Origin of the sequence: Nakamurella aerolata, from assembly GCF_013002705.1 — a bacterium.
Lineage (GTDB): Bacteria > Actinomycetota > Actinomycetes > Mycobacteriales > Nakamurellaceae > Nakamurella > Nakamurella aerolata.
The window spans coordinates 1-22,617 of sequence record NZ_JABEND010000004.1; the positions used below are offsets into that span (position 1 = coordinate 1).

12 protein-coding genes and 2 pseudogenes are annotated in these 22,617 nt (G+C 68.3%); 10 read left to right on the plus strand and 4 right to left on the minus strand.

All coding sequences use genetic code 11. The features are described 5' to 3' along the window. Window positions 1–100: 100 nt before the first annotated feature. Window positions 101–424 (minus strand): hypothetical protein, encoded by a 324-nt coding sequence (locus HKD39_RS08590; RefSeq protein ID WP_171199472.1) that lies wholly within the window; start codon window positions 422–424, stop codon window positions 101–103. A 112-nt stretch (window positions 425–536) separates the two neighbouring features. Further along, window positions 537–1,266 (minus strand): annotated as a pseudogene (locus tag HKD39_RS20425) (SDR family oxidoreductase). Between the two features lie 178 nt (window positions 1,267–1,444). Between HKD39_RS20425 and HKD39_RS08600 the strand changes: the two are divergent. The 6 genes from HKD39_RS08600 to fdhA all read left to right on the plus strand — a co-directional run bounded on the left by HKD39_RS08600 (window position 1,445) and on the right by fdhA (window position 9,556). After that, window positions 1,445–2,932: a xylulokinase gene (locus HKD39_RS08600; RefSeq protein WP_171199473.1), complete on the plus strand. Its 1,488-nt coding sequence runs from the start codon at window positions 1,445–1,447 to the stop codon at window positions 2,930–2,932. 206 nt (window positions 2,933–3,138) lie between these two features. Further along, entirely contained in the window at window positions 3,139–4,029 is an 891-nt protein-coding gene (locus HKD39_RS08605) for a zinc-dependent alcohol dehydrogenase (protein WP_212754298.1), read from the plus strand. A gap of 48 nt (window positions 4,030–4,077) precedes the next feature. Next, on the plus strand, window positions 4,078–5,208 hold the full coding sequence (locus tag HKD39_RS08610; RefSeq protein WP_171199474.1) for a LacI family DNA-binding transcriptional regulator: 1,131 nt from the start codon (window positions 4,078–4,080) through the stop codon (window positions 5,206–5,208). Further along, on the plus strand, window positions 5,201–6,685 hold the full coding sequence (locus HKD39_RS08615) for a mannitol dehydrogenase family protein (protein ID WP_212754300.1): 1,485 nt from the start codon (window positions 5,201–5,203) through the stop codon (window positions 6,683–6,685). The genes HKD39_RS08610 and HKD39_RS08615 overlap by 8 nt, the downstream gene beginning before the upstream one ends. Window positions 6,686–6,972: 287 nt before the next feature. Further along, a complete protein-coding gene (locus HKD39_RS08620) occupies window positions 6,973–8,112 on the plus strand; it encodes an acyl-CoA dehydrogenase family protein (RefSeq protein ID WP_171199475.1) in 1,140 nt (379 codons plus the stop codon). Between the two features lie 220 nt (window positions 8,113–8,332). Continuing rightward, the gene (gene fdhA, locus HKD39_RS08625; protein ID WP_171199476.1) at window positions 8,333–9,556 is read left to right on the plus strand and encodes a formaldehyde dehydrogenase, glutathione-independent; all 1,224 of its coding nucleotides are present in this window, start codon (window positions 8,333–8,335) and stop codon (window positions 9,554–9,556) included. A 228-nt stretch (window positions 9,557–9,784) separates the two neighbouring features. On the opposite strand, the gene HKD39_RS20775 is transcribed toward fdhA, so the two are convergent. Together HKD39_RS20775 and HKD39_RS20045 are read right to left on the minus strand one after the other, a co-directional pair. Then, entirely contained in the window at window positions 9,785–10,396 is a 612-nt protein-coding gene (locus HKD39_RS20775) for a glycoside hydrolase family 95-like protein (RefSeq protein WP_425488436.1), read from the minus strand. Further along, window positions 10,394–12,670 (minus strand): annotated as a pseudogene (locus HKD39_RS20045) (glycoside hydrolase family 95 protein); the annotation flags it as partial. The gene HKD39_RS20775 and the pseudogene HKD39_RS20045, both read right to left, overlap by 3 nt. A 491-nt stretch (window positions 12,671–13,161) precedes the next feature. Between HKD39_RS20045 and HKD39_RS08635 the strand changes: the two are divergent. From HKD39_RS08635 to HKD39_RS18755, 4 genes are all read left to right on the plus strand, one after another. Continuing rightward, window positions 13,162–14,859: a sugar ABC transporter ATP-binding protein gene (locus HKD39_RS08635; protein ID WP_171199477.1), complete on the plus strand. Its 1,698-nt coding sequence runs from the start codon at window positions 13,162–13,164 to the stop codon at window positions 14,857–14,859. Next, window positions 14,856–16,061: an ABC transporter permease gene (locus HKD39_RS08640; RefSeq protein ID WP_171199478.1), complete on the plus strand. Its 1,206-nt coding sequence runs from the start codon at window positions 14,856–14,858 to the stop codon at window positions 16,059–16,061. Before HKD39_RS08635 ends, HKD39_RS08640 begins: the two co-directional genes overlap by 4 nt. Window positions 16,062–16,064: 3 nt before the next feature. Next, window positions 16,065–17,267, plus strand: a complete 1,203-nt coding sequence (locus HKD39_RS08645; RefSeq protein ID WP_212754306.1) for a substrate-binding domain-containing protein — start codon at window positions 16,065–16,067, stop codon at window positions 17,265–17,267. A gap of 210 nt (window positions 17,268–17,477) precedes the next feature. After that, window positions 17,478–22,406, plus strand: coding sequence for a DUF2961 domain-containing protein (locus HKD39_RS18755; RefSeq protein WP_212754308.1), 4,929 nt, complete (start codon window positions 17,478–17,480; stop codon window positions 22,404–22,406). Window positions 22,407–22,617: the final 211 nt, after the last annotated feature.

Below are 22,617 nucleotides of genomic sequence, written 5' to 3' on the forward strand. Positions count from 1 at the left end.
AGAAAGGTGCTCCTGATTCACGCGTAGATGATCCTTCGACAAGACCAATCTTCGCAGGTCAGAGCACCTTTCCTCATGAACAACACGCTCCGCCAATCACTCACCATGAAAGCGCGAGGCTAAGACGGACGTCAAGAGGCACTGCGACCCGAGTCGGATCACGGCGGTGTTCGCCAAAGGCTGAGTCCGACAGGCGTCCAGGTCGTCCCCTCGCCATCCACCGCCCGAGCGGTGACTGCAGGTCTGGGGAGTTCTTGGGGTACTCGGACCCCTTGGCGATCTCGTGCGCGAGGTAGCTCCACAGCTGCTCGGTGATCGCCGGGTCGTCGCCGTCCAGCTCTTCGGGCGCGCCGACCAGGTTCCAGAGGCTCAAGGCTGAGCCCCGGTGGTCGTCATGGCGGCAGAGTCGCTTCTCGCCGCTCATCGGGTTACACCATTCGGGGTCCGCATGGCCACGCGACGCTCACGCAGCCGCCGGTGTACTGGCGCGGTCACCGGGCGGCGCGAGATCGTTGGCCCCGCAGGCCGCATCGCCGCTAGCGGCTGGTGTAACCACCGTCGATCGGGAGCGAGACGCCGCTGATCATTGCGGCGGCGTCGGAGAGCAGGAACACGATGGGGCCGGCGATGTCGTCCTCGGTGGCCCAGCGGCCCAGCGGCATGGCCTCAAGGAACGGGCCTTCGATCTCGGGGCGGCCCCAGTACCAGGCCGACATCGGCGTCATCACCACGGTCGGGTTGACGCTGTTGACGCGAATGCCGTACTGACCGAGTTCCAGCGCCGACACCCTGGTGATGTTGTCGAGCGCGGCCTTCGACGAGCCGTAGGAGACGTGGCCGTTGAGCGCGACCAGGCCGGCCTGGCTGGAGACGTTGACGATGGAGCCGCCCTGGCCGAGCCGGATGAGGCTGCGCGCCGCGTACTTGGTGACTAGCAGCGCGCCGCGCGCGTTTGATCGCCATCACCTTGTGAAACACCGCGATGTCGGTCTCCTGCGGGGTGGCGATCTCGCCGCCGTCGCCGGCGCAGTTCACCACGCCCCACAGGTCGACGCCGTCGATCGCCTCGCGGATGGCGTCTTCCGAGGTGAGATCGAAGGCGAGCGGCCGGGCGCCGGTCTCTTCGGTGATCGGGCCGAGCGAGTCGAGGGTGCGTCCCGCGGCGATGACGTCGGCGCCGCGCGCCGCCAACTGGCGGACGGTCGCCCCGCCGATGCCACCGGCCGCGCCGGTCACCAGAATGGTGCGGCCCTGGAATTCGTCCATCAGTCGGTCTTCCTCGCAGTAGGGAACTGAAGCAGGGGCGTGCCGGCCGAGTAGGTCATCGATGACAGAACGCCGGCAAGAGTCGTTGACATCGATGACAGAACTCGGGCAGGCTGGCTGGGCAACCCGTCGTCAGCACACCCGCGCGGCCGAACCGGGGAGGAGAGCGCGACCCGCCATGTCATTGTCCGGCAACGAGTCTCGCCGTCCCGGCCTGCTTGGCATCGACCTGGGTACCAGCTCGGTGAAGGCCGCCGTCACCGACAGCCAGGCAACCGTGCTGGCCGAGGCTGCCCGCCCGTACCCGGTGGCACACCCGCACCAGGGCTGGTCGGAATCCGCTCCGAACGATTGGTGGCGAGCCGTTACCGCAGCGGTCCGGGAGGCGGTGGCCAAGGCCGGCCGCGACATCGCGGCGATCGGGTTGTCCGGGCAGATGCACGGCGTCGTCCTTGCCGATGCTGCCGGTAACCCGGTGCGCCCCGCGGTGCTGTGGTCCGACGCGCGTGCCGTCGAGCAGGTGGAAACCTACCGAGCGCTGCCGGCGCCACAGCGGCGCCGGCTGGCGAACCCGTTGTCGCCCGGCATGTTCGGGCCCATCGTGGGCTGGTTGCACCGCCACGAACCCGCTGCCGTTGCGGCGGCCAGGTGGGCGCTGTCGCCCAAAGACTGGATTCGGTTGCGGCTCACCGGCGCTGCCGCCGGCGACCCCAGCGATGCCTCAGCAACGCTGCTGTACGACCTGCCCGGCGACGGCTGGGACCCCGAGATCGCCGGCGCTGTCGGTGTTCCGGTGCGGCTGCTTCCGCCGATCACCGCAGCGGCGTCCACCGCTGCCGGAGCACTCACCCAGCAGGCGGCCGCCGCACTCGGGTTGCTGCCGGGTATCACCGTCGCCGCCGGTGGCGGCGACACGGCCGTCGCCGCGTTGGGGGCCGGCGTCGTCCAACAAGGTCAGGCGCAGCTCACCATCGGCACCGGTATTCAGATCGTGGCGCCGGTCGACAGCGTGGGTGCGCCGCACGACGAACCGGTCACCCACATCTACCGCGCCGCAACGGATCACGGTTGGTACCGCATGGCGGCCGCGCTCAACGCAGGCGCAACCCTGGCCTGGGTGCGCGAGCTGTTCGGGGCGACATGGGACGAGCTGTACGCGACCGCCGCCGAACCGACCCGCCCGGACGACCCGATCTTCACGCCGCACCTGGTGGGGGAGCGCACGCCCTACCTCGACCCTAACCTGCGCGGTGGCTGGGCCTACCTCGACCCACGCCACGACAGGGCAACCATGCTGCGCTCCGCTCTGGAAGGGGTGGCGTTCGCGACCCGGGCGGCGTGGATGGCCTTGCGCGACACCGGATCGGACGCGGCGACGCTGCGGTTGGCCGGCGGCGGCACCGTCGCGGCCGGCTGGCGGCAGCGGCTGGCCGACACCCTGCAGATGACCTTGGAACCGGTGGAGGTGGCTGGTGCCTCGGCCCGTGGAGCGGCCCTGTTGGGCGGCCAGGCGGCCGGCATTCTCACGGCAGCGCAGGCAGTTTCGCTAGTCAGCCTCCCACCGAGCACGCCTGCTGTCACCCCGGACGCAACGGTCGCGGCGCAGGTGAAAGAGCGCTTCGACCGCTTCGAGCGCCTGGTGCACGCCCAGCGGGCCGCACGCTGACCCGAGCACAATCAGGTTGTTGCGCAACAGATTTCGGAGAAAGGACGATCGATGGCCAACCGACAGGTAGTCGTGACCAGCCCAGGCGAGGTGGAGCTGGTGGACGCTCAGGACGCGGCCGCCGGTAGCGGCGAAGCCGTGGTGCGGATGAGCGCTGTCGGCATCTGCGGATCCGACGTGCATGCTTCGCACGGCGGCATCCGTTCGTGCCGCTGCCGTACCACCCTGGGCACGAGATCGTCGGGGTGGTCACCGAACTCAATGGAACCAGCGACGCGGTGACGGTCGGGCAGCGCGTCGTCATCGAGCCGATCCTGGCCTGCGGCACGTGCAAGTACTGCCAGGACGGCCGGTACAACCTGTGCGCCACCATGATCTTCTTCGGCTGCACCGCCCCTGACGGCGGAATGGCGGACGAGTTCACCGTCCCGATCGACCGGCTCGTACCCGTCCCTGACGACCTGACGGACGAACAGGCCGCGCTGATCGAGCCGCTGTCCACTCCGGTGCACGCGACCGCGCTGGCCGGTCCCGATCTGTCCGGAAAGACGGTGGCCATTCTCGGGTCAGGGACCATCGGACTGCTCACCCTGGCCGCCGCCCGCCGCCGCGGCGCCGCTCGCATCGTGATGACCGATGCCCTTGCGCCCAAACGAGAATTGGCGCTGCGGCTGGGCGCGGACGCCGTGTTCGACGCCACCGCCGACGACGTGGTTGACGCCGTGCGTGCCGACCTCGGCACCAGCGCCGACGTGGTCTTCGACTGCGTCGCCATCCAGCCCACCGTCGACCAGGCGATCGCGATGGCCACCAAAGGCGGAACCTTTGTGGTGGTAGGGGTTCCGGCTGCACCGGTCACGATTCCGTTGCCGGAGATCCAGGACCTGCAGATCCGCATCCAGGGCAGCGCCACCTACACCCGGCAGGACTACCTCGAATCCATCGCGATGCTGCAGGCCGGCACGGTTCGCGCTGAAGACTTCATCACCGCCCAGTACCCGCTGGCCCGAGCGGCAGAGGCCTTCGCCGACGCCTCCAGCGGGCAGCAGGTCAAGGTGCTGGTGCGCGCCGATTCCGCCGCCGCGCCGACTGCCTGAGCATCACCACATGTGCACCAGCGCAAAGGGTCTCGTCCAATGCCGACGATGAAAGACGTCGCCGAGCTGGCCGGCGTCTCCGCCAAGACGGTCTCCCGGGTGTTCAACAACGACCGCTACATCTCCGACGACGTGCGCGGCCGGGTGGAAGCCGCCATCGCCGAGCTCGGCTATGTGATGGACACCGCGGCCCGAACCCTGCGCTCGGGACGGGACAAGGCCATCGGGGTGGCCGTGCCCGACCTCGCCGATCCCTTCTTCGCCGGAGTCGTCCGCGGCATCGAATCGGCGGCCCGGCAACACGATACGGCCGTCCTGGTCAGCAGCCTCGGCGATACCGCAGAGCGCGAGCGGGCCGCCGTGCAGGCCTTGCTCGGCCGCCGCGTCGCCGGGCTGATCGTCGCGCCGACCGGTGGCGATCAGAGCTATCTCCGCCCGTGGGCGCGGCAGCTCCCACTGGTCTTCGTTGACCGGCCCGCCGACACCGTCAAGGCGGACGGCGTGATCTCCGACGACGAGACCGCCGCGGCGGCTGCCGTGCAGCGGCTGCTGAACGCCGGCCATCGCCGGATCGCTGTTGCCCGACCCGATCTCGACGTGGTCACGGTGCAGCGCCGGCTGCGGGGCTATCGGGCCGCGCTGTCGGCCGCCGGGCTTTCCATGGAACCGAGCCTGCAGCTGGCCATCGGACCCGACCTGGAGGCGACCCGCACCGCCGTCACCGATCTGCTGGCCCAGACACCGCCGCCCACTGCGTTGTTCGCGGCCAGCAGCCGGGTTGCCGTTGACGTGGTCGCCGTGACCCACGAGCTCGACCGCACCGATCTGGCGATCGTCAGCTTCGGTGATTTCGACATGGCCGCCGCGTTGCGGCCGTCGATCACCGCGATCGATCAACGACCCATCGAACTCGGGCAGGCCGCCGCCGAACGCATCTTCCACCGGCTGGACAAACCCGGGTCCCGGCTGCGCAGGAACATCCTGTTCGAGCTGTCGATCATCGAGCGACAATCCAGCCGGCCGGCCCCGGTGCTGGCCCACCGGCCGCGCAGCACCGAGCGAGCCTCCACCACCGGGCGCAGCAACCACCAGCGCAGCAGCAACCAAACCACCAAGCACAACACCAGCCAGCAAAGCACCAGCCAGCAACGCAGCAGCAAAGGACGCAAACGTGCCTGACCCGACCACCGCCGAGAAGCTGGCCGAATGGCGGGAGCGAGCCGCGCCGCATGTCCGGCTGCCAGGGTACGAGCGCGGCGCGGTGACGCCGAAGATCGCGCACTTCGGGGTCGGCAACTTCTTCCGGGTGCACGCCGCCAGGTACCTGGACGACTGCCTGCACGTGCCCGGTCAAACCGACTGGGGCATCATCGGTATCGGCGTTCTCGACTCGCCGCAGTCCCGCGCGAAGGCCGCGGCCTACGCCGATCAGGACGGCCTCTACACCGTCACCGAGTACGCCCCGGACGGCGCCGCAACGGCGCGCGTCATCGGCGCGATGATCGACTACCTGTACGCGCCCGACGACCCTGCCGCCGTCGTCGACACCCTGGCCGGCCCGAACATCAGAATCGTCTCACTCACCCTCACCGAGGGCGGCTACTTCCAGGACCAGACGACCGGCACCTTCGATGCTGCGCATCCCGATATCCGAGCGGACGTGCAAAGCACCGCTCCACGAACGGCTTTCGGGATGATCGTCGCAGCGCTGCGCCGCCGCCGAGCGGGCGGCGTCGCGCCCTTCACCGTGCTGTCCTGCGACAACCTGCGTGGCAACGGCGACACCGCACGCCAAGCGGTGGTCGGCTATGCCGCGCAGATCGACCCGGAGCTGGCCCGCTGGATCGACGCCGAGTTGTCCTTTCCCAACAGCATGGTCGACCGCATCGCACCGAGCGTCACCCCGGCCATCCGAGACCGGGTGAACGCGGCCACCGGCCTGCCCGACGCGCTGCCGGCCATCGCCGAAACCTTCAGCCAATGGGTTGTGCAGGACAGGTTTTCGGCCGGCCGTCCCCGGCTCGACGAGGTCGGCGTCGAACTCCGCGATGACGTCGCGCTGTTCGAAGCGGTGAAGGGTCGCATCCTCAACGCCAGCCACATGCTGCTGGCCTACCCGGCGATTCTGGCTGGCCACCGACTGGTGCACGACGCCATGGCCGACCCGCGATTCCCGTTGCTGTTGCGACGGTTCCTGCAGTTGGACGTGTTGCCGTTCGTGCAGGGGCCGGCCGGGCTCGCGCTGGGAACGTACATCGAGAACACGCTGGAACGCTTCGGGAACCCGGCCGTCGGCGACCAGCTGCTGCGGATCGCCGCCGACGGCGCGTCGAAGATCCCGACATTCCACGCCCGCACCACAGAACTGTTGCTGCACAACGGAGCTGACCCGATTCGCGAGGCGTTCCTGCTGGCCGCCTATCGCCGCTCGTTGCGTGGTGTGGACGAACACGGGCAGCGGTTCGACGTCACCGAGCCGGCGCTCAACGCCGCCGACCGAGATCTGCTGGGCGGCACCGATCCGCTCGACGCGCTGAAGGCAACACCCTTTGCGGCGCTGCGGCTCTGGGAGCAACCGGCCTTCATCGACGCCTATCTGGCCATGGTGGACAGCATCGACGACGAGGGGATCGACGCAGCATTGCGGCGAACGTAGGCCGCTGCCTGCCGCACGTCACAGCCGAGTTCGCACGTCACAGCCCAGTTCGTCAACGAATCCGGTGGTGACGCGCAATGTCGGCTGTGAGGTGCCGACCGGATCGATGCGGGTCGGCCTGCGCTCCGGCCGGTGCCCGTGCTATCGGTGGAGACATGACCTCGACCTCTGGACCAGCGAATGCACCGACGCCTTCCGCTCCCGCGACTTCTGCACCCGCGACCTCTGAACCTGCGACCGCACCGACGCCTTCCGCACCGGCCGGGTCGGCGCTCTTCCCCGCGGGATTGCAGGATCCGGCGAGTGAACTGGCTGCCGAGGCGGTCGAGCGCGCGGAGGCCGCGGTCAGCTCGGACGACAGGGTCGGCGCCACGCTCTGCTGGTTGCCCGAGCTCGGGCGCCGCGCCGCAACTCCCGGGTCCGGCCGGACGCTGCAGCTGTGGGACGTGTTGGCGCGATTGGCGTCCGTCGACCTGGTCGTTGCCCGCACCGTGGAGCCCCACCTGGACGCAGTGGCCATCCTCGGCCAGCTGCCCGAGCCGGCCCAGCTCGACCCGATCGGTGTCGGTACCGACACCACCTGGGGCGTCTACGCCGCGGAAGGACCTGGTCAGCGGGTCACCGCCCGCGACCATGACGGGACGGTGCTGCTGGACGGCAGCAAACCCTGGTGTTCGCTGGCCGGCCGGCTCTCGCATGCGCTGGTCACCGCCTGGACGGACGACACCACCCGCGGGCTGTTCGCGGTGCCGCTGCGGCATGCCGGCGTGCGGGTCGAGGCGGCGGACAACTGGGTCGCCCGCGGCATGGCCGATCTGCCGTCGGTCGGAGTGGAACTCGACGGCGTCCCCGCGGTGCCGATCGGCGGGCCCGGTTGGTACCTGCGGCGTCCGGGGTTCTGGTGGGGTGGCGTCGGGGTGGCCGCCTGCTGGTACGGGGGAGCGGTGGGGGTCGCGCAGCGGCTGGCGCCCCGGCCCGGCCGGGAACCCGACCAGCTCCGTCAGCTGCAGATCGGTGCGGTTGATGTCGCGCTCTTCGCGGCACGCACCGCGCTGCAACGGGCGGCGTCCGAGATCGACCAACAGGCGTCCGGCACCGGTCAGCAGGCGACAGACCTCGACCGGCTGGCCGCCGACAACGACCGGCTGGCCGCAGCCAACGACCCCACAGCGGGCACCGATGGCGGTCCGCGCGATTCCGCCCGCGGCGGTGAGATGCAGGCGCGCCGGGTGCGCACCCTGGTGCGCAGGGCCGCCGACGAGGTGCTCGAGCGAACGTCACGGGAGACCGGGCCCGGGCCATTGGCGACCGACGAGCGGCACGCCCGCAGGGTCGCCGACCTGCACTTGTACCTGCGGCAGGACCACGGCGAGCGGGACGAGGCCGGGCTGGGGCGGCTGCTGACGGATGCGGTGTCGGCCGGGTAACCCGCCCGCCGGCGTCAAGCATCCGAAAGACGCCGAAAGACGCCGGAATGCGCTGAGAAGTGCCGGACACGCCGGAAAATGCTTGTCGCGCAACACCATCGACCACGGCGGCGGAGTGCGCCGGCAGGCTCACAGGCGGATCTCATCGAGCGGGGATAGCCTGAGCGGACTCCCGGGCGTCCAGGAGAAAAGCGCCCGGCACGATCAAAGGAGATCGTCCATGCCAGGCAACCGCGTCGTCGTGTACAAGGGACCGGGCGAAGTCGCCGTCGAGTCCATCGACTATCCGAAACTGGAGATACCGCAAGAGGTTGCCGATCACTTCGGCATCTCGAAGGCGGCTCCGCACGCCGCCATCCTGAAGCTGGTGGCCACCAACATCTGTGGCTCAGACCAGCACATGGTGCGCGGCCGCACCACCGCACCGGTCGGCCAGACGCTCGGCCACGAGATCACCGGCGAGGTGGTCGACGTCGGCGACGATGTGTTGTTCGTGAAAAAGGGCGACATCGTCTCGACGCCGTTCAACATCGCGTGCGGCCGCTGCCGGATGTGCAACGAGGGCAAGACCGGCATTTGCCTCAACGTCAACCCGGCCCGGGCCGGCGCCGCTTACGGCTACGTCGACATGGGCGGCTGGATCGGTGGCCAGGCCGAGTACGTGATGATCCCGTACGCCGACTTCAACCTGCTCAAGTTCCCTGATCGCGATCAGGCCCTCGAGAAGATTCTCGACCTCACCATGCTGTCGGACATCTTCCCGACGGGTTATCACGGTGCGTATACCGCTGGCGTCACAACGGGTTCGACGGTCTACGTTGCCGGTGCCGGGCCGGTCGGGCTCGCGGCGGCCTACGCGGCGCAGCTGCTCGGCGCGTCTGTGGTGATCGTCGGCGACATGAACCCGGAGCGACTGCAACAGGCCCGCAGTTTCGGCGCAGAGACCGTCGATCTCTCGCAGGACGCTTCGCTCGCCGATCAGATCGAGCAGATCGTCGGCGAGCCCGAGGTGGACGCCGCCATCGACGCCGTCGGGTTCGAGGCCCGCGGGCACGGGGAAGGAGCCGCCGAGGCACCGGCCACGGTGCTGAACGACGCCATGACCATCGCGCGGGCCGGCGCCGGCGTCGGCGTTCCGGGGCTGTACGTGACCGGCGACCCCGGCGGGATCGACGAGAACGCCAAGGTCGGCCAGATCGGCATGCGGCTCGGGCTCGGCTGGGCGAAGTCGCACTCGTTCTTCACCGGCCAGTGCCCGGTGAAGCGGTACAACCGGCAGCTGATGAACATGATCCTGGCCGACAAGGCGGACATCGCCAAGGCCGTCAACGCGGTCACCATCACGCTCGACGAGGCGCCGGAGGGTTATTCCGAGTTCGACAAGGGTGCGGCCAAGAAATTCGTCATCAACCCGAACGGGATGATCCCGCAGTCCGCCGGCTGAGCCGGCGACCCGCCGGTTGCTGAGCCGGCTGCCGGCGGGCAGCACAGTCGTTGGGTGGCAACATCATTCGGCCGCGGCGACACCATTCGGCCGGCCACACCATTCGGCCAGAGCGTCGCAGAAGCCGGCGACGCTCTGGCCGAACCTGCTCATCCGTGACGCGACAGCGAGCGGAGGCGGACGATCCGGCGTAGCGAGTGCGGCGCCGGACAGTCAGCGCGGCGCCGGTCAGCCGCAGGCGTGTGCCGGGTGGGCCACGACGTACGTCTCGGTGACCTTGGTGCCGTCCCGGGTGGCGGTGACGGTGACCGTCGCCGTGCCGGACGGTAGGTCGCCGCGGACGGTGAACGGATGCGAAACGCGTTTGCCGGCACGGACATTGGCGAACGACTTCGATCGCGAGGGGCCGGTGATGACCAGCTCGACCGGCGTGTTCTCGTTGTTGACGGCGGCGAGGGTGAGCTGGACGTTCTTCCCGACGCAACGGCTGCTGGCCGTCACCGCCAGGTCGACTCCCGGGTCGGTCCAGGAGATCGAGTACCGCTCACCCTTGGTGGTGGGGAAGGAGATCCGGTCGTTCCCGTCCGTCGTCACCGCGACGATGCGACCCTGGCCGTCCCGGACGGTCGCGTCGGCTAGGCCCCGGTACTCGCCGGTGAAGGTGCCACCGGCCCGTGGGGTGACGGCGAAGTTGTTGGCAGCGCCGGCTTTCCAGTCCATGTCGACAACAAAGTTGCCTCTGGCCACCAGCCCGTCTGCCGAGCCGGTGTTCCACGCGCTGGGCAGCGCCGGCAAGAACTGGGTGTAGCCGGCCTGGCTCTGCAGCAGCATCTCCGTCATGCCAGCGGTGAGGCCGAAGTTGCCATCGATCTGGAACGGCGGGTGGGAATCGAGCAGGTTGTCCAGCAAACCGTTGGTGTTTCCGGCGAGCATGGCCCGCACCATGTAATACGTGTCGTCGGCAAGGCCGGTACGGGCATACATGTTGATCTTCATGGCTTTTGCCCAGCCGGTGCCGTTCAGGCTGCGCTGCTGCAGCGAGACGATGGCGGCGTCCATCCACTCCGGGGTGTCCTTGTTGATCAGCGTCCCTGGGAACAACCCGACCAGCTGCGAGGTGTGCCGGTGTACGGCGCCCTGATTGGCGCTGCCACCCGCACCGAAGTTCCAGATGTTCTCCTCCGGCAGGTTCCCGGCCTGTGCCTTGCCGAGGGTGGTCTCTTCGTACCATTCCTTCACCTAGCCTTGCACACCGATCATGATCGGCTTCAGCTGGTTCTGCTTGCTCTCCCATACGGCGCGTTGATCCGCGTCCATCCCAAGGGTTTTCGACGCGTCGATGGCCATCCGGTACAGCTCCCAGACCAGCGACTGGTCGTAGGTGGTGCCGACCGCGGTCGGGCCCTGCTCCGCCGACACCCCAGGTGCGACAGTGAGGCGCTGCTGGTAGTCGCTCCACCACAGGTAGGTGTTCCAGAAGGTGGCCATCTCCTTCAGCATCGGGTATGCGGTGCTGCGCAGGAACTCCTTGTCGCCGGTGAAAAGGTAGTAGTCGTAAACGTTCTGCAGCGCCCACGACGACCCACCGATGTTCCAGCCGTACTCCTGGGAGCCGATCGGTGCGGTGTGCCCGAACGGGTTGACCTGGGTGTTGATCAGGAACCCGTTGCCGCTGCCGATCGGCGTGCCGGCGAAGTCCGGCGTGGCGACCGCCGCGGACCGATCGGCCGTCAACCGGCCGGGCACCACCAGCGACTGCACGTACGAGTTGAACGGCACCTGGGTCTCGGCGAGGTTGGTGGTCAGCGCCGGCCAATAGTTCATCTGGACGTTGACGTTGAAGTGGTAGTCGGCGCCCCAGTACTTCCCGGCGTCACCCACCATCCATAGCCCGTTGAGGTTGGTGGGCAGGTTTCCGGCGCGCGATCCGGCAATGCTCAGATATCGCCCGAACTGGTAGGCCAGCTCGTCGACGGCAAGGTCGTACTGACCGGCGCGGTAGTTGCGCATCAGCTGGTCGGTCGGGATGTCTGGGGTCTGGCCGCCGACGTCGAAACGCACGCGGGAGAACAGGTTCTGGTAGTCGGCCAGGTGCCGCTGCCGCAGTTCGGAGTAGCTGCGCGCGGCGGCGGCGTCGACCCGCTGGGTGATGGCGGCGTGTGGGTTCTCGCCGCGGTAGGCGGGGTAGGCGTTGCGGTAGTCGGTGCCGGTCGAGTAGACCAGGGTCACCTCGTCGGCGCCGGCGACGGACAGTGTTTTGCCGTCGGTGCTGGACACGCTGCCGCCGGAGTTCACCAATTTGAGCTGCAGCTCGGTGCGCATCTGGTTGTCGTTCACGGTGCCGGCCAAGGTGATCCGCTTGGCAGCGGCATCGGCGGTGGCCGTGGTGGTGAGCCCGGCGGCGGCCGCCGTGGACGCGGTGAACGACAGCTTGCCCGGCTCGGACGCCGACAGCTTGACCACCGCGACCTGGTCGGGATAGCTCACCAGGTACTCGCGTTGGTAGCGCACCCCGTCGGCCTGGTAGCTCACGGTGGAGATCGCGGTGTTCAGGTCGAGATCGCGGACGTAGTTCTTCACGCCGGCGTCGGTGACTCCGGTCGCCCCGAGATCCAGGTAGACGTCGCCGAAATCCTGGTACTGGCCCATGCCGCCGGTGTTGCCGAACATCAGGCTGGTGAGCTGCTCGTTGGCGCCGCCCGGGCCGGTCGCCGGCAGCCCGAAGACGTACCGCGACTTGTCATCCAGCGCCTTGCGGTAGTTCTCCAACTGCTCCGGCGTCACCGCGCTGCTGCGGTTCCCGCCGATGTAGTCGCGACCGGCGGCCGGTCCGCCGCGCCACAGCGTTTTCTCGTTGACGTGCAAGCGTTCTCGGCTCGGCGCGCCATAGGCCATCAGCCCGGTGCTGCCGTTGCCCTGCACCAGGGCGTCGTTCTCCCAATTGGCGACGGGTTTCGTGTACCACATCCGCAGCGAGTCGGCCGCGCTCGCCGCCGGTGCCGCCGAGGCGGTGGCGGACCCGGTGCCGGACGGTTCGGCTGCGGCGGGGACGGCGCCCAGCATGGCGAGCACCAGTCCAAGGGTAAGAGCAAACGACACTGGCGGTCTCTTCATCGATCGACCTTCCGTTCGGTGCTACGGCGATGGGCGGTCGGGACGGCGGCGCGACGAGGTGAGTATGCCCAGCGGCGCGGGCCGCCGTCAACGGTAAACATCGGAGGAAAATGCCCGCCTAGGCGCCGCTGATGTGCGAGGGCCACGCTCCACAGCCCGATCTGACATCGGGCCTTTGAAGCCCAATTCGACGTCGGCCCGGCGTTCAAGTCAGGTGGTCGAAATCGCCGCGCACCCAGCCGATGTGTCCCGCTGCCGCCCCAGCCTCTCGCGGTCGTCGCTCGCCGGCGTCACCGGCGCCCGCCCGAGAATCTAACGATTGTTAGAGCATGTCCGGCGCGACGGCGCGGACGGCGCGCAACGCTCTTGACAGCCCGCGACGGCGGCCATAACCTCTGACGCCAGTCAGAAATCGATTTCCACGGCTGCCCGCGCACCTTCGGGGCTGATGGTTTCGGCGGACCGAGGGGGCGCCGGGACAGGGAGAGTTCATGACGGCAGCGAGGCCGCACGACCAGCCGACCGGCCCCACTGCGGGCCGGCCGCCGCTGCTGCGCATGCGCGAGATCGGCAAGTCGTTTCCCGGGGTGCAAGCGCTGCAAGGGGTTTCGCTGACGGTGCACCCGGGTGAAGTGGTTGCGCTGCTCGGCGAGAACGGCGCGGGCAAGTCGACGCTGATCAATGTGCTGTCCGGCGTTTTCCCGCACTACGACGGCAGCATCGAGATCGACGGCAAGCCGGTGCAGCTGCACAGTCCGGTCGCCGCTCAGCGACTCGGGATCGGCACCATCCACCAGGAGTTGAACCTGGTGCAGGACATGACGATTGCCGACAACATTTGGCTGGGTCGCGAGCGCGGTTCGGCGGGCGTGGTGGATCGGGGCAGCACCGAGGCCAGCGCCCGCGCGCTGTTGGAACGCGTCGGTCTCACCCTGCCGCCGCGCCGGCTGGTGCGGCAATGCCGGGTGGCCGAGCAGCAGCTGATCGAGGTGGCCAAGGCGCTCAGCCTCGACAGTCGGCTGCTGATCATGGACGAGCCGACCTCGGCCCTCGCCGACGCCGAGGTGCAGCGGCTGTTCCAGGTGATCCGCCGACTCACCGCCGAAGACGTTGCCATCGTGTACATCTCGCACCGGTTGGAGGAGCTGGAGGAGATCGCCGACTCCGTCAACGTGTTGCGCGACGGGCGCTGGATCGGCGCCAAGCCGATGGCCGGCACCAGCCGCGAAGAATTGGTCCGGATGATGGTGGGTAGAGACGTTGCTGACCTGCCCCGCCGCAGCAAAGCCGCGGAACCCAACCTCGCGGGGAGCGCCGCAGACCTGCCGCGCCGCAGCAAGGCCGCGGAGTCCGGTGTGGCTGAACCAGCACTGGCGCAGCAGATTCAGCGGCCGGCCAGCGACCGGCAGCCGCGGCTGAGCGTGCGCGGACTCCGAGTCCAGCCCGACCCCAAATCCGGGCGAGTGTCGTTGCACGGCATCGATCTTGACGTCCACCCCGGCGAGATCGTCGGCCTCGCCGGGCTGATGGGCGCCGGCCGCACCGAGACGCTCGAGTCGATCTTCGGTGCCTATCCGGCCAGGGTGGTGGACGGGGAATTCACCGTTGACGGGCAGCCGTACCGGCCCAGCACCTCGCGCCGGGCCATCGACCGCGGCATCGTTCTGGTGGCGGAAGACCGCAAACTGCAGAGCCTGGTTCTGGGCGGCAGCGTCAAGTTCAACGCCAGCCTGGCGAGCCTGTCGCGGTTCGTCCGCGGCGGCTGGATCCGCGGCAGGGCCGAGCGTGACGCGGTCAGCGCCGAGGTCAAGACCCTCGGGGTGAAGGCCCGCAGCATCAACACGGTGATCGGCACCCTCTCGGGTGGAAATCAGCAAAAGGTGGTGCTGGCCAAGTGTTTGCTCACCGATCCGGGGGTGATCCTGCTCGACGAGCCCACCAGAGGTATCGACATCGGAGCCAAGAGCGAGATCTACGAACTGGTCGGCTCGCTCGCCGATTCCGGGGCGGGGGTACTGGTCGCCTCGTCGGAGTTGCCGGAACTGTTGCGGATGTGCGACCGCATCCTGGTCTTGTGTGAGGGGCGCATGACAGCTGAGTTCGACGCCGATACCGCTACCCAGGAACAGCTTCTCGACGCCGCGATGGCTCGGCGCAGCCTGGTCGACGCCGGGGGGAGCGGCCGATGAGCACCCCGCCGACCCAGTTGGCCGACCCCACCATCGGGCCGGCCAAGCGCCGGGTACCTGCGCTCGGGTCGCTGCAGGGCTACATCGGTCTGGCGCTGGTCATTCTTGCCGGGATCATCACCAAGGGCGGCGATTTCGCCAACACCACCAACATCACCAACGCCATCGGCTACTTCGCGCCGCGCGGCATCCTCGCCGTCGGCATGACGCTGGTGATCATCGCCGCGGGTATCGACCTGTCGGTCGGGTCGTTGATGGCCATCGGCGGTACCGCAGCGGCCTGGCTGCTCACCACCGCGAACTGGCCGACCATCGCGATTGTTCCTGCCACCATGCTGATTTGCGCGGTGTTCGGGTTCATCAACGGGGCTGGTACTGCGTTACTCAAGATCCAGTCGTTCGTGATGACGTTGGCGATGATGACGATAGCCCGCGGCATCGTCAGGGAGTTCTCCGACAACCGGTCGATCAGCACCCAGGTGTACGGGCCGAACGGGATGGCGCCCGGGTCGGTGCAGTTCAGCAAGCTCGGCACTCCCGGCACCCAGCTCTTCGACGTGCCGATCATCGGCTACTTCCCGGTGCTGGCGTTGCTGGTGGTGGTGATCGTCTTCCAGTTGATCCTGTCGAAAACCAAGTTCGGCAGGCACATCTACGCGGTCGGCGGCAATCCCACCGCCGCCCGGCTCTCCGGCGTCAACGTCACCGGCGTGACGATCGCGGTGTTCACCCTCTCCGGGATGCTGGCCGGGCTGGCCGGCCCGATCAACGCTGCCTACAACGCGTCCGCGTTCCCCGAGGCCGGTATCAGCTACGAGCTGGATGCGATCGCCGCCGTGGTGATCGGCGGTGCCAGCCTGGCCGGCGGCCGCGGCAACGTGATCGGCACCTTTATCGGCGCGCTGATCCTCACCCTGCTGGACAACGTGTTGGGGCTCAACAACTTCAGCGCCAACTGGCAGCTGATCATCAAGGGCGTGATCGTGGTGGTCGCGGTGGTGATCCAGCGTCCCGAACTGTTCTCCGACCTGGCCGCTCGACTCCGCGGATCCCGCGGCAGCCAAGCTGCGCCGCCGGCCGCGCCGCCCGCATCGCCCGGCACCCACTCCTCACCACCACAGTCGTCAACCACCCAGCCGTCAACACCACAGTCATCACCCACGCAGTCGTCACCAACTCAGCCATCCACCACAAAGGAGTAGTAGATGCGCACCAAGAAACTCACCATGGTCGCCGCGGCCGGCATCGCGACGGTGCTCGCCCTCGCCGGCTGCGCCTCCAACAGTGACAGCGGATCGGCCGGCACCACGCCGCAGGCCGGCACCACCACCCAGACCGGCGACACCGCGGGCAGTGCCAGCGCCGGGGGAGGAGATACCAGTGCGGGCGCCGGTTCCGGCGACGGGGCGTCCAGCGACGCAGCCGGCAGTGGGGACGCCGGTTCCAGTGCCGGTGCGGGCTCCAGCGGCGGTGCCGATACCAGCGCAGGGGCCGGTTCCGGGCCGATGACGTCGGTGCAGCTGCCGAAGAAGGACAAGTACGTGATCGGCTACTCGCAGTCGAACAATGCCGAGCCGTACCGCGCGCAGCTGAACACCCAGCTGGAGTACTACGTGAAGCAGCACCCGAACCTGCAGTTGCTGCCGATCGCCGACGCCGCACAGGATTCCGCCAGGCAGGTCAGCCAGGTGCAGCAGTTCATCCAGCAGAAGGTTGACGTGCTGATCGTCTCGCCCAACGAGTCCGATCCGCTCACCCCTCCGGTGGAGCAGGCGTGCGCCGCCAAGATCCCGGTGATCGTCTTGGACCGCAGCGTGAACACCGACTGCATCAGCGCCTTCATCGGTGGGGACAACGTCGCCATCGGCAAGGCCGCCGGCGACCTGGCGGTGAAGCTGCTGCCGCAGGGCGGCAACGTCGTCGAGCTGCGGGGCATCATGTCGAACCAGCCGCAGATCGACAGGGACAAGGGCTTCCGCGACGCCATCGCCGCCAACCCGAACATCAAGATCGTCAAGGACCAGGATGCCAAGTGGCTCAAGGAAGATGCCACTAAGGTGATGCAGCAGTGGCTGCAGTCCGGCACCAAGATCGACCTGGTCTACGCGCACAACGATCCGATGGCGCTGGGCGCTTACCTGGCCGCTTCCGGTGCGAACAAGCAGAACGACATCAAGTTCATCGGCATTGACGGCCTTGCCATTCCGGACGGCGGTATCCGCGCCGTGGAGAACGGTCAGCTCGCCGGCACCTTCGTCTACCCGACCGGTGCCAAGGAGGCGGTGGACACGGTGATGAACATGGTGGACGGCAAGGAGTTCTCGAGCAAGCAGGTGCTGCCGACCACCGCCGTCACCAAGGACAACGCCGCCAAGGTGTACGCCGAGTACGACTTCTCCAACAAGTAACCAGACTGCTCGCCGCGGCCGGGCCGGCCACCCCGACTCCGTCCCGGCCGTGGCGAGCTCCACCCGAATGCCGCCGCCCGCTCGACACAACTGAACACGCTCGATCCAGCACATGCTTTGTCCAGCAACGGCTTCGCTCGCCCCGACATGCGACGCGCGGCCGGGACGCCAGGTCGCGTCCCGTTACCCGACAGCAAGGACGGATCCGACATGTCTTCACAACTACGCCGCACCGGCCCGGCCACCACGGGGGTGACGCTCGCCGCCGCCGCGGCGCTCGTCGTCGCCACCCCGGCGGGCGCCACTCTCCCCACCGCCCCGGCGGCGGCACCGCCCACCGCCGCAGCGTCGGCGCCGGCCGCCAATCCCGCCGGGCCCAAGACCGCAGCCGCTGACTCGACAGCCGGGAAGGGGCCTGTCGGCTGGGACATCTACCGCAACCCCGAGCGCATCGGTGAGTTGAGCACCGGTGTCGAGACCAAACAGTTCTCCAGTTTCGACCGCGTCGGCGGCAACGACGACGGGTTCGTCGGCAGCTACAGCTGCCTGAACAAGCCGGCCGCCGGCCAGCAGTGCGTGCTGGCCGAACGCCAAGGCGCAGGCGAGATCTCGTCGATCTGGTTCACCCGCGACGAGGGCGACATCACCAAGACCGGAAACATCCACATCACCCTTGACGGCAAGGAGGTGGTCAACGCCAAGATTCAGGATCTGGTTGACGGCAAGCAGGGTGCGCCGTTCGTCTACCCGTTTGTCGCCAACGCCGACCAGAGTTCCGGCGGGGTGTACATCAAGGTGCCGATGACCTTCACCAAGAGCATGAAGGTGACCACCGACAACAACCCGCTCTTCTACCACGTCGGATACCGCACCTTCGCCGATGCCAAGGGCGTCAGCACCTTTGACCCGAAGGCCTACCCGGCCGACGTCATCGCCGCCGCGAAGAACTGGGGCAAGACCGATCCCAAGCACTCCACCGGAACCCCCAGCACCGCCACCAAGACCGTCGACCTCGCACCGGGGGCACAGGCCCAACTGGCCAGCTTCACCGGGTCCGGTGCGCTCTCGCAGATCAAGCTCGCCGGCCCGCAACTGACTGCGCCGCAACCGCTTCCGTTGATCGGCGACGACGGCCGGGCCTTCACCGGCAGCAGCCAGTTCACCGTCTCCATCGACCCGAACAACACCGGCGTCACCCTGAAGCGGCGCTTCGACGCCGCCTCCAACCGCCAGCGCGCCACCATCTACGTCGACGGCGTGAAGGTCGGCGAGTGGGCACCCACCGACGACATCCCCGGCTACTGGGCGTACCAGACCGTCACCCTGCCGGCCAGCGCCACCGCCGGGAAGTCGAAGATCACCGTCAAGAACGAGTTCGTGTCGGCGTCCATCGACTACAACGAGTTCCGGTACTGGGTCACCTCGCTGCTGCCGGCCTCAGCGGGTGGTCCGAAGCAGACCGACGAGCTCGACGTCGGCACCAGCGCTGCCGCGCTGGCCAGCGAGCAGGCCCACGACTACCAGATCACCGGCCAGACCTGGTCGGGTGCGCCGCGTCAGTCCGACAAGCCGGAGAACCCGGAAGACCCGAAGGTGCTGGCGTCCAACGAGTTGCTGCGCAACGTGTATCTGCGGGTCAGCTTCGACGGCAAGCAGACCGTCAATTCCCCGCTCGGTGAGTTCTTCGGTGACGGGCTGGTAGCCAATCCGGTTGCCGCGCTGTACTTCTCCGTGGTCCCGGACGCGGGCGGTGGTGCCACTCTCACCAGCTGGTGGCCGATGCCGCACGCCAAGAACGTCACGGTCAGCCTGGTGAACTCGTCCGAGCAGCCACTGCGCGGGCTGCGGGCGGGCATCACCGACCGCGCCGATGCCGCGGTGGCCGGGCAGCTTCGGTCGACGCCGAACCAGCGGCCGAGCCTCGGCTATTTCAACGCCACCCACCAGCGGGAGCAGACCGAGTTCGGCAAGGACGCCTCGCTGCTCACCACCGCAGGCACCGGCAAGTTTGTCGGCGTCAGCCAGACCATGCGCGGCGCCATCACCTCGGGGAACATCCGCAACTACCTCGAGGGCGACGAGCGGGTGTACACCAACGGCACCCGCAGCCCGGCCATGTACGGCACCGGCACCGAAGACTTCTACGAGTCCGGCTGGTACTTCAACAGGGGCGAGTTCTCGAACCCGATGCAGGGTGCGCCCGCCATGCTCACCAAGATGTACGGCTGCCAGTACCAGTGCGACGCGCCCTACCGCTTGATGATCGGCGATGCGGTGCCGTTCGATTCCAGCATCAACTTCGGTATCGAACACGGCCCGACCGCCAACGAGCCGGCCGAGTACTCGTCCACCGCGTACTGGTACGGATTCGACGACACCCCGTCAGCCAGGGTGACCGACGCCATCGACGTCGGCGTCGCCGCCAGCGAAAAGGCGCACACGTACACCGATGCCACGGGCGGTGTGACGGCCAAGACCGTCAGTTACACCTACGAGGGCGACTTCGACACCGAACCGGTGACGCAGCAGGTGACCGCGTCCACCGCTGCGGTCAGCTTCACCGTCTCGGTCGACCCCCGCAACGTCGGTGTCACCCTGCGCCGACTGTCCGATCAGGCCAAGGGTTATCAGTCCGCCGCCGTCACGGTGGACGGCGCCCCCGCCGGCACCTGGCTGCAGCCACTGGCCAACACCACCCACCGCTGGCTGCAGGACACCTACCAGCTGGACCCGGCGCTGACCGCCGGCAAGTCGGAGCTGAAGGTGACCCTCACCCCGACCGCCGGCTCGGCGCCGTGGAGTGCCGCCAGCTACGAGGTGCTGTCGGTCGGTGCGCTGGCGCAGGACCGGCAGCTCCCGACGGGCGTCACCGGCTTGGTCGCCATCGGTACCGACTCGAACGCGAACCGGTTGCGCTGGAACGACTCCACCGGTTCCATCGCCGACAACGTCGGCGTCGACCACTACCAGATCTACGCCTCCCGCAGCCGGGCGGTGCCCACCACCGAGGCAAACCTGGTTGGTACCAGCCACAATGCCTCGTTCACCCATGAGGGCCTCGGCCTGAACGAGACCTGGTACTACCGGGTGCGGGCGGTGGACGCGTCCGGCAATGTCGGGCGGCCGAGCGCGGTGGTGTCGGCGACCAGCGGTAATCAGCTGCGGATCGAGGGGGAGCGGCTGCTTCCCGCGGTCAGCAGTACCGCCGAAACCGTGTCCCAGGGCAACTGCTGTGGGGTGTCGTGGTCCGGCGGGGCGCAACTGTGGTTGCGTGGCCAGAAGTCCGGTGACACCGCGACCGTCGCGTTCACCGTCCCGGTGAGCGGCGACTACACCGCGACCGCGGTGCTGTCCAAGGCGGTCGACTACGGCATCGTCCAGCTGGCCGTTGACGGCAAGAACGTCGGCAGCGGTTTCGACGGCTACCAGGCCACCGGCGTCGGCACCGCCCAGCACGACCTTGGCACGCTGGCACTGACGGCCGGGCGGCACACCCTCACCCTCACCGTCACCGGCAAGAACGCCGCCGCCACCGGCTATTTCGTCGGCCTCGATTACCTTTCGTTGGCCACCACCGCATCAGGAGTGAAAGTGACAGATTGGTCCAAGACCGAAGAAGTGGTGCAAGCCGGTGCCCGGCAACGCATCTACGACCCTTCGGTGGGTGAGAACGAGCCCTGGTACATCAACGATCACACCTTTGTGCAGGGCCCGGACGGCAAGTGGAACATGTTCGGCATCACGCACGCCGAACCCGCCGACCCGCTGAACGAGAGCTTCTTCGCCCATGCGACGGCCGACACGCTGACGCAGAAGCAGTACAGCAAGCAGGCTCCGGTGATCCAGGCCGACCCGGCGCTGGGCGAAAAGCACGTCTGGGCGCCGTATGTGCTCAAGGACGGCGACACCTACTACATGTTCTACGCCGCCGGGCTGGACGACAATCACTCCACCCACCAGCTGCGGCTGGCCACCTCCAAAGACCTGAAAACCTGGACCAAGCGCAAAGAACCGCTGTTCGTCGACGGCTTCGACGCCCGTGACCCGATGGTGATGCGCATTGGAAACCAATGGGTCATGTACTACACAGCGAACTCGACGCCGGAAGGCGGCAACCACCAGGTCGCCTACCGCACCAGCACCGACCTGGTGAACTGGGGGCCCAAGCAGGTGGCGTTCAACCATCCGGTCACCGGCACCTTCGGCGGGCCGACCGAGTCGCCGTTCGTGGTGGCCAAGGACGGCTGGTACTACCTGTTCGTCTGCTGCGAGTCCGGCTACACCGATACCAGGGTGTACAAGTCCAAGGATCCGTTCTCGTTCAACGTCGACCAGTTGGCCGGCCGGATCGACGCGCACGCCGCCGAGGTGGTGCAGGACACCGACGGGCGCTGGTACATCTCCGGTGCCGGCTGGGGTCAGGGTGGGCTCTACCTTGCGCCGCTGGACTGGAACGCGATGCTCACCACCAAGGGCAAGAACGTCGAGACCAGCAACTACCGGGTGACGGTGCAGACCGCGCCGCAGTCGTCGGTCACCGACATGCAGGTGGCCGACGGGTCCGGCGGCTGGCGTCCGGCCCTGAACAACGATTACCGGGGCACCGGGCCGTACCTCGGCGTCGGCAACTTCGGTAACACCGACACCGCGGGAGCCGCCGGGTCGGTGTCCGCGACGGCGAACAGCCTGACCCTGAAGGGCATCCCGTTGGGCAACGAGCCGGTCACCGCCGACTGGAAGCTCGACTTCGCGCGGGCGTCGTTCACCTCGTCCATCACCGCGAAGGTGACCGGAGCGTTGAGCGCGCCGGCCTGGGAGGTGTCCACCACGGTCGACGGTGCCGGCAGCAGGATCGGCGACAACGCCGATCCCGACCGCCCGGTGGGCGACGTCAAGGGCTTCCCGGACTGGACCCAGTCGACCGGCGCGAACTCGAGCGTCGCGGCCAGGTACACCCAAGGCAGTGCGTTCAGCCAGGACAACCGTTACTACGCGGGCACCGGGGCGGTGGTGTGGCAGCCGCTGTGGCAGCCGGGCGGGCGCGCATGGGCGCCGGGCAGCTACTCGCTCGGCACCCTCACCATCGGCGCCTCACCCATCGGCGGGGACGACCAGTTGGGGGCGCTGCTGCCGAACTGACGGCACTGACGGTGCAGGCGGCGTAGACGGCGCCGGTCGTTTGCGAGGCATCCACGGCCGCGACGACCGGCGCCGCGGCGCCGGCGCCGGCGCGTCGGCGCGCCCGGCAGCTGCCGGCCAAGGTCGGCAACCAGCGGCGTGAAGGCGGCGCAGCAACGGAGCGAAGGCGCTACCCGGGACCGATAACAACAACGGTTGTCAGCATCGCCGC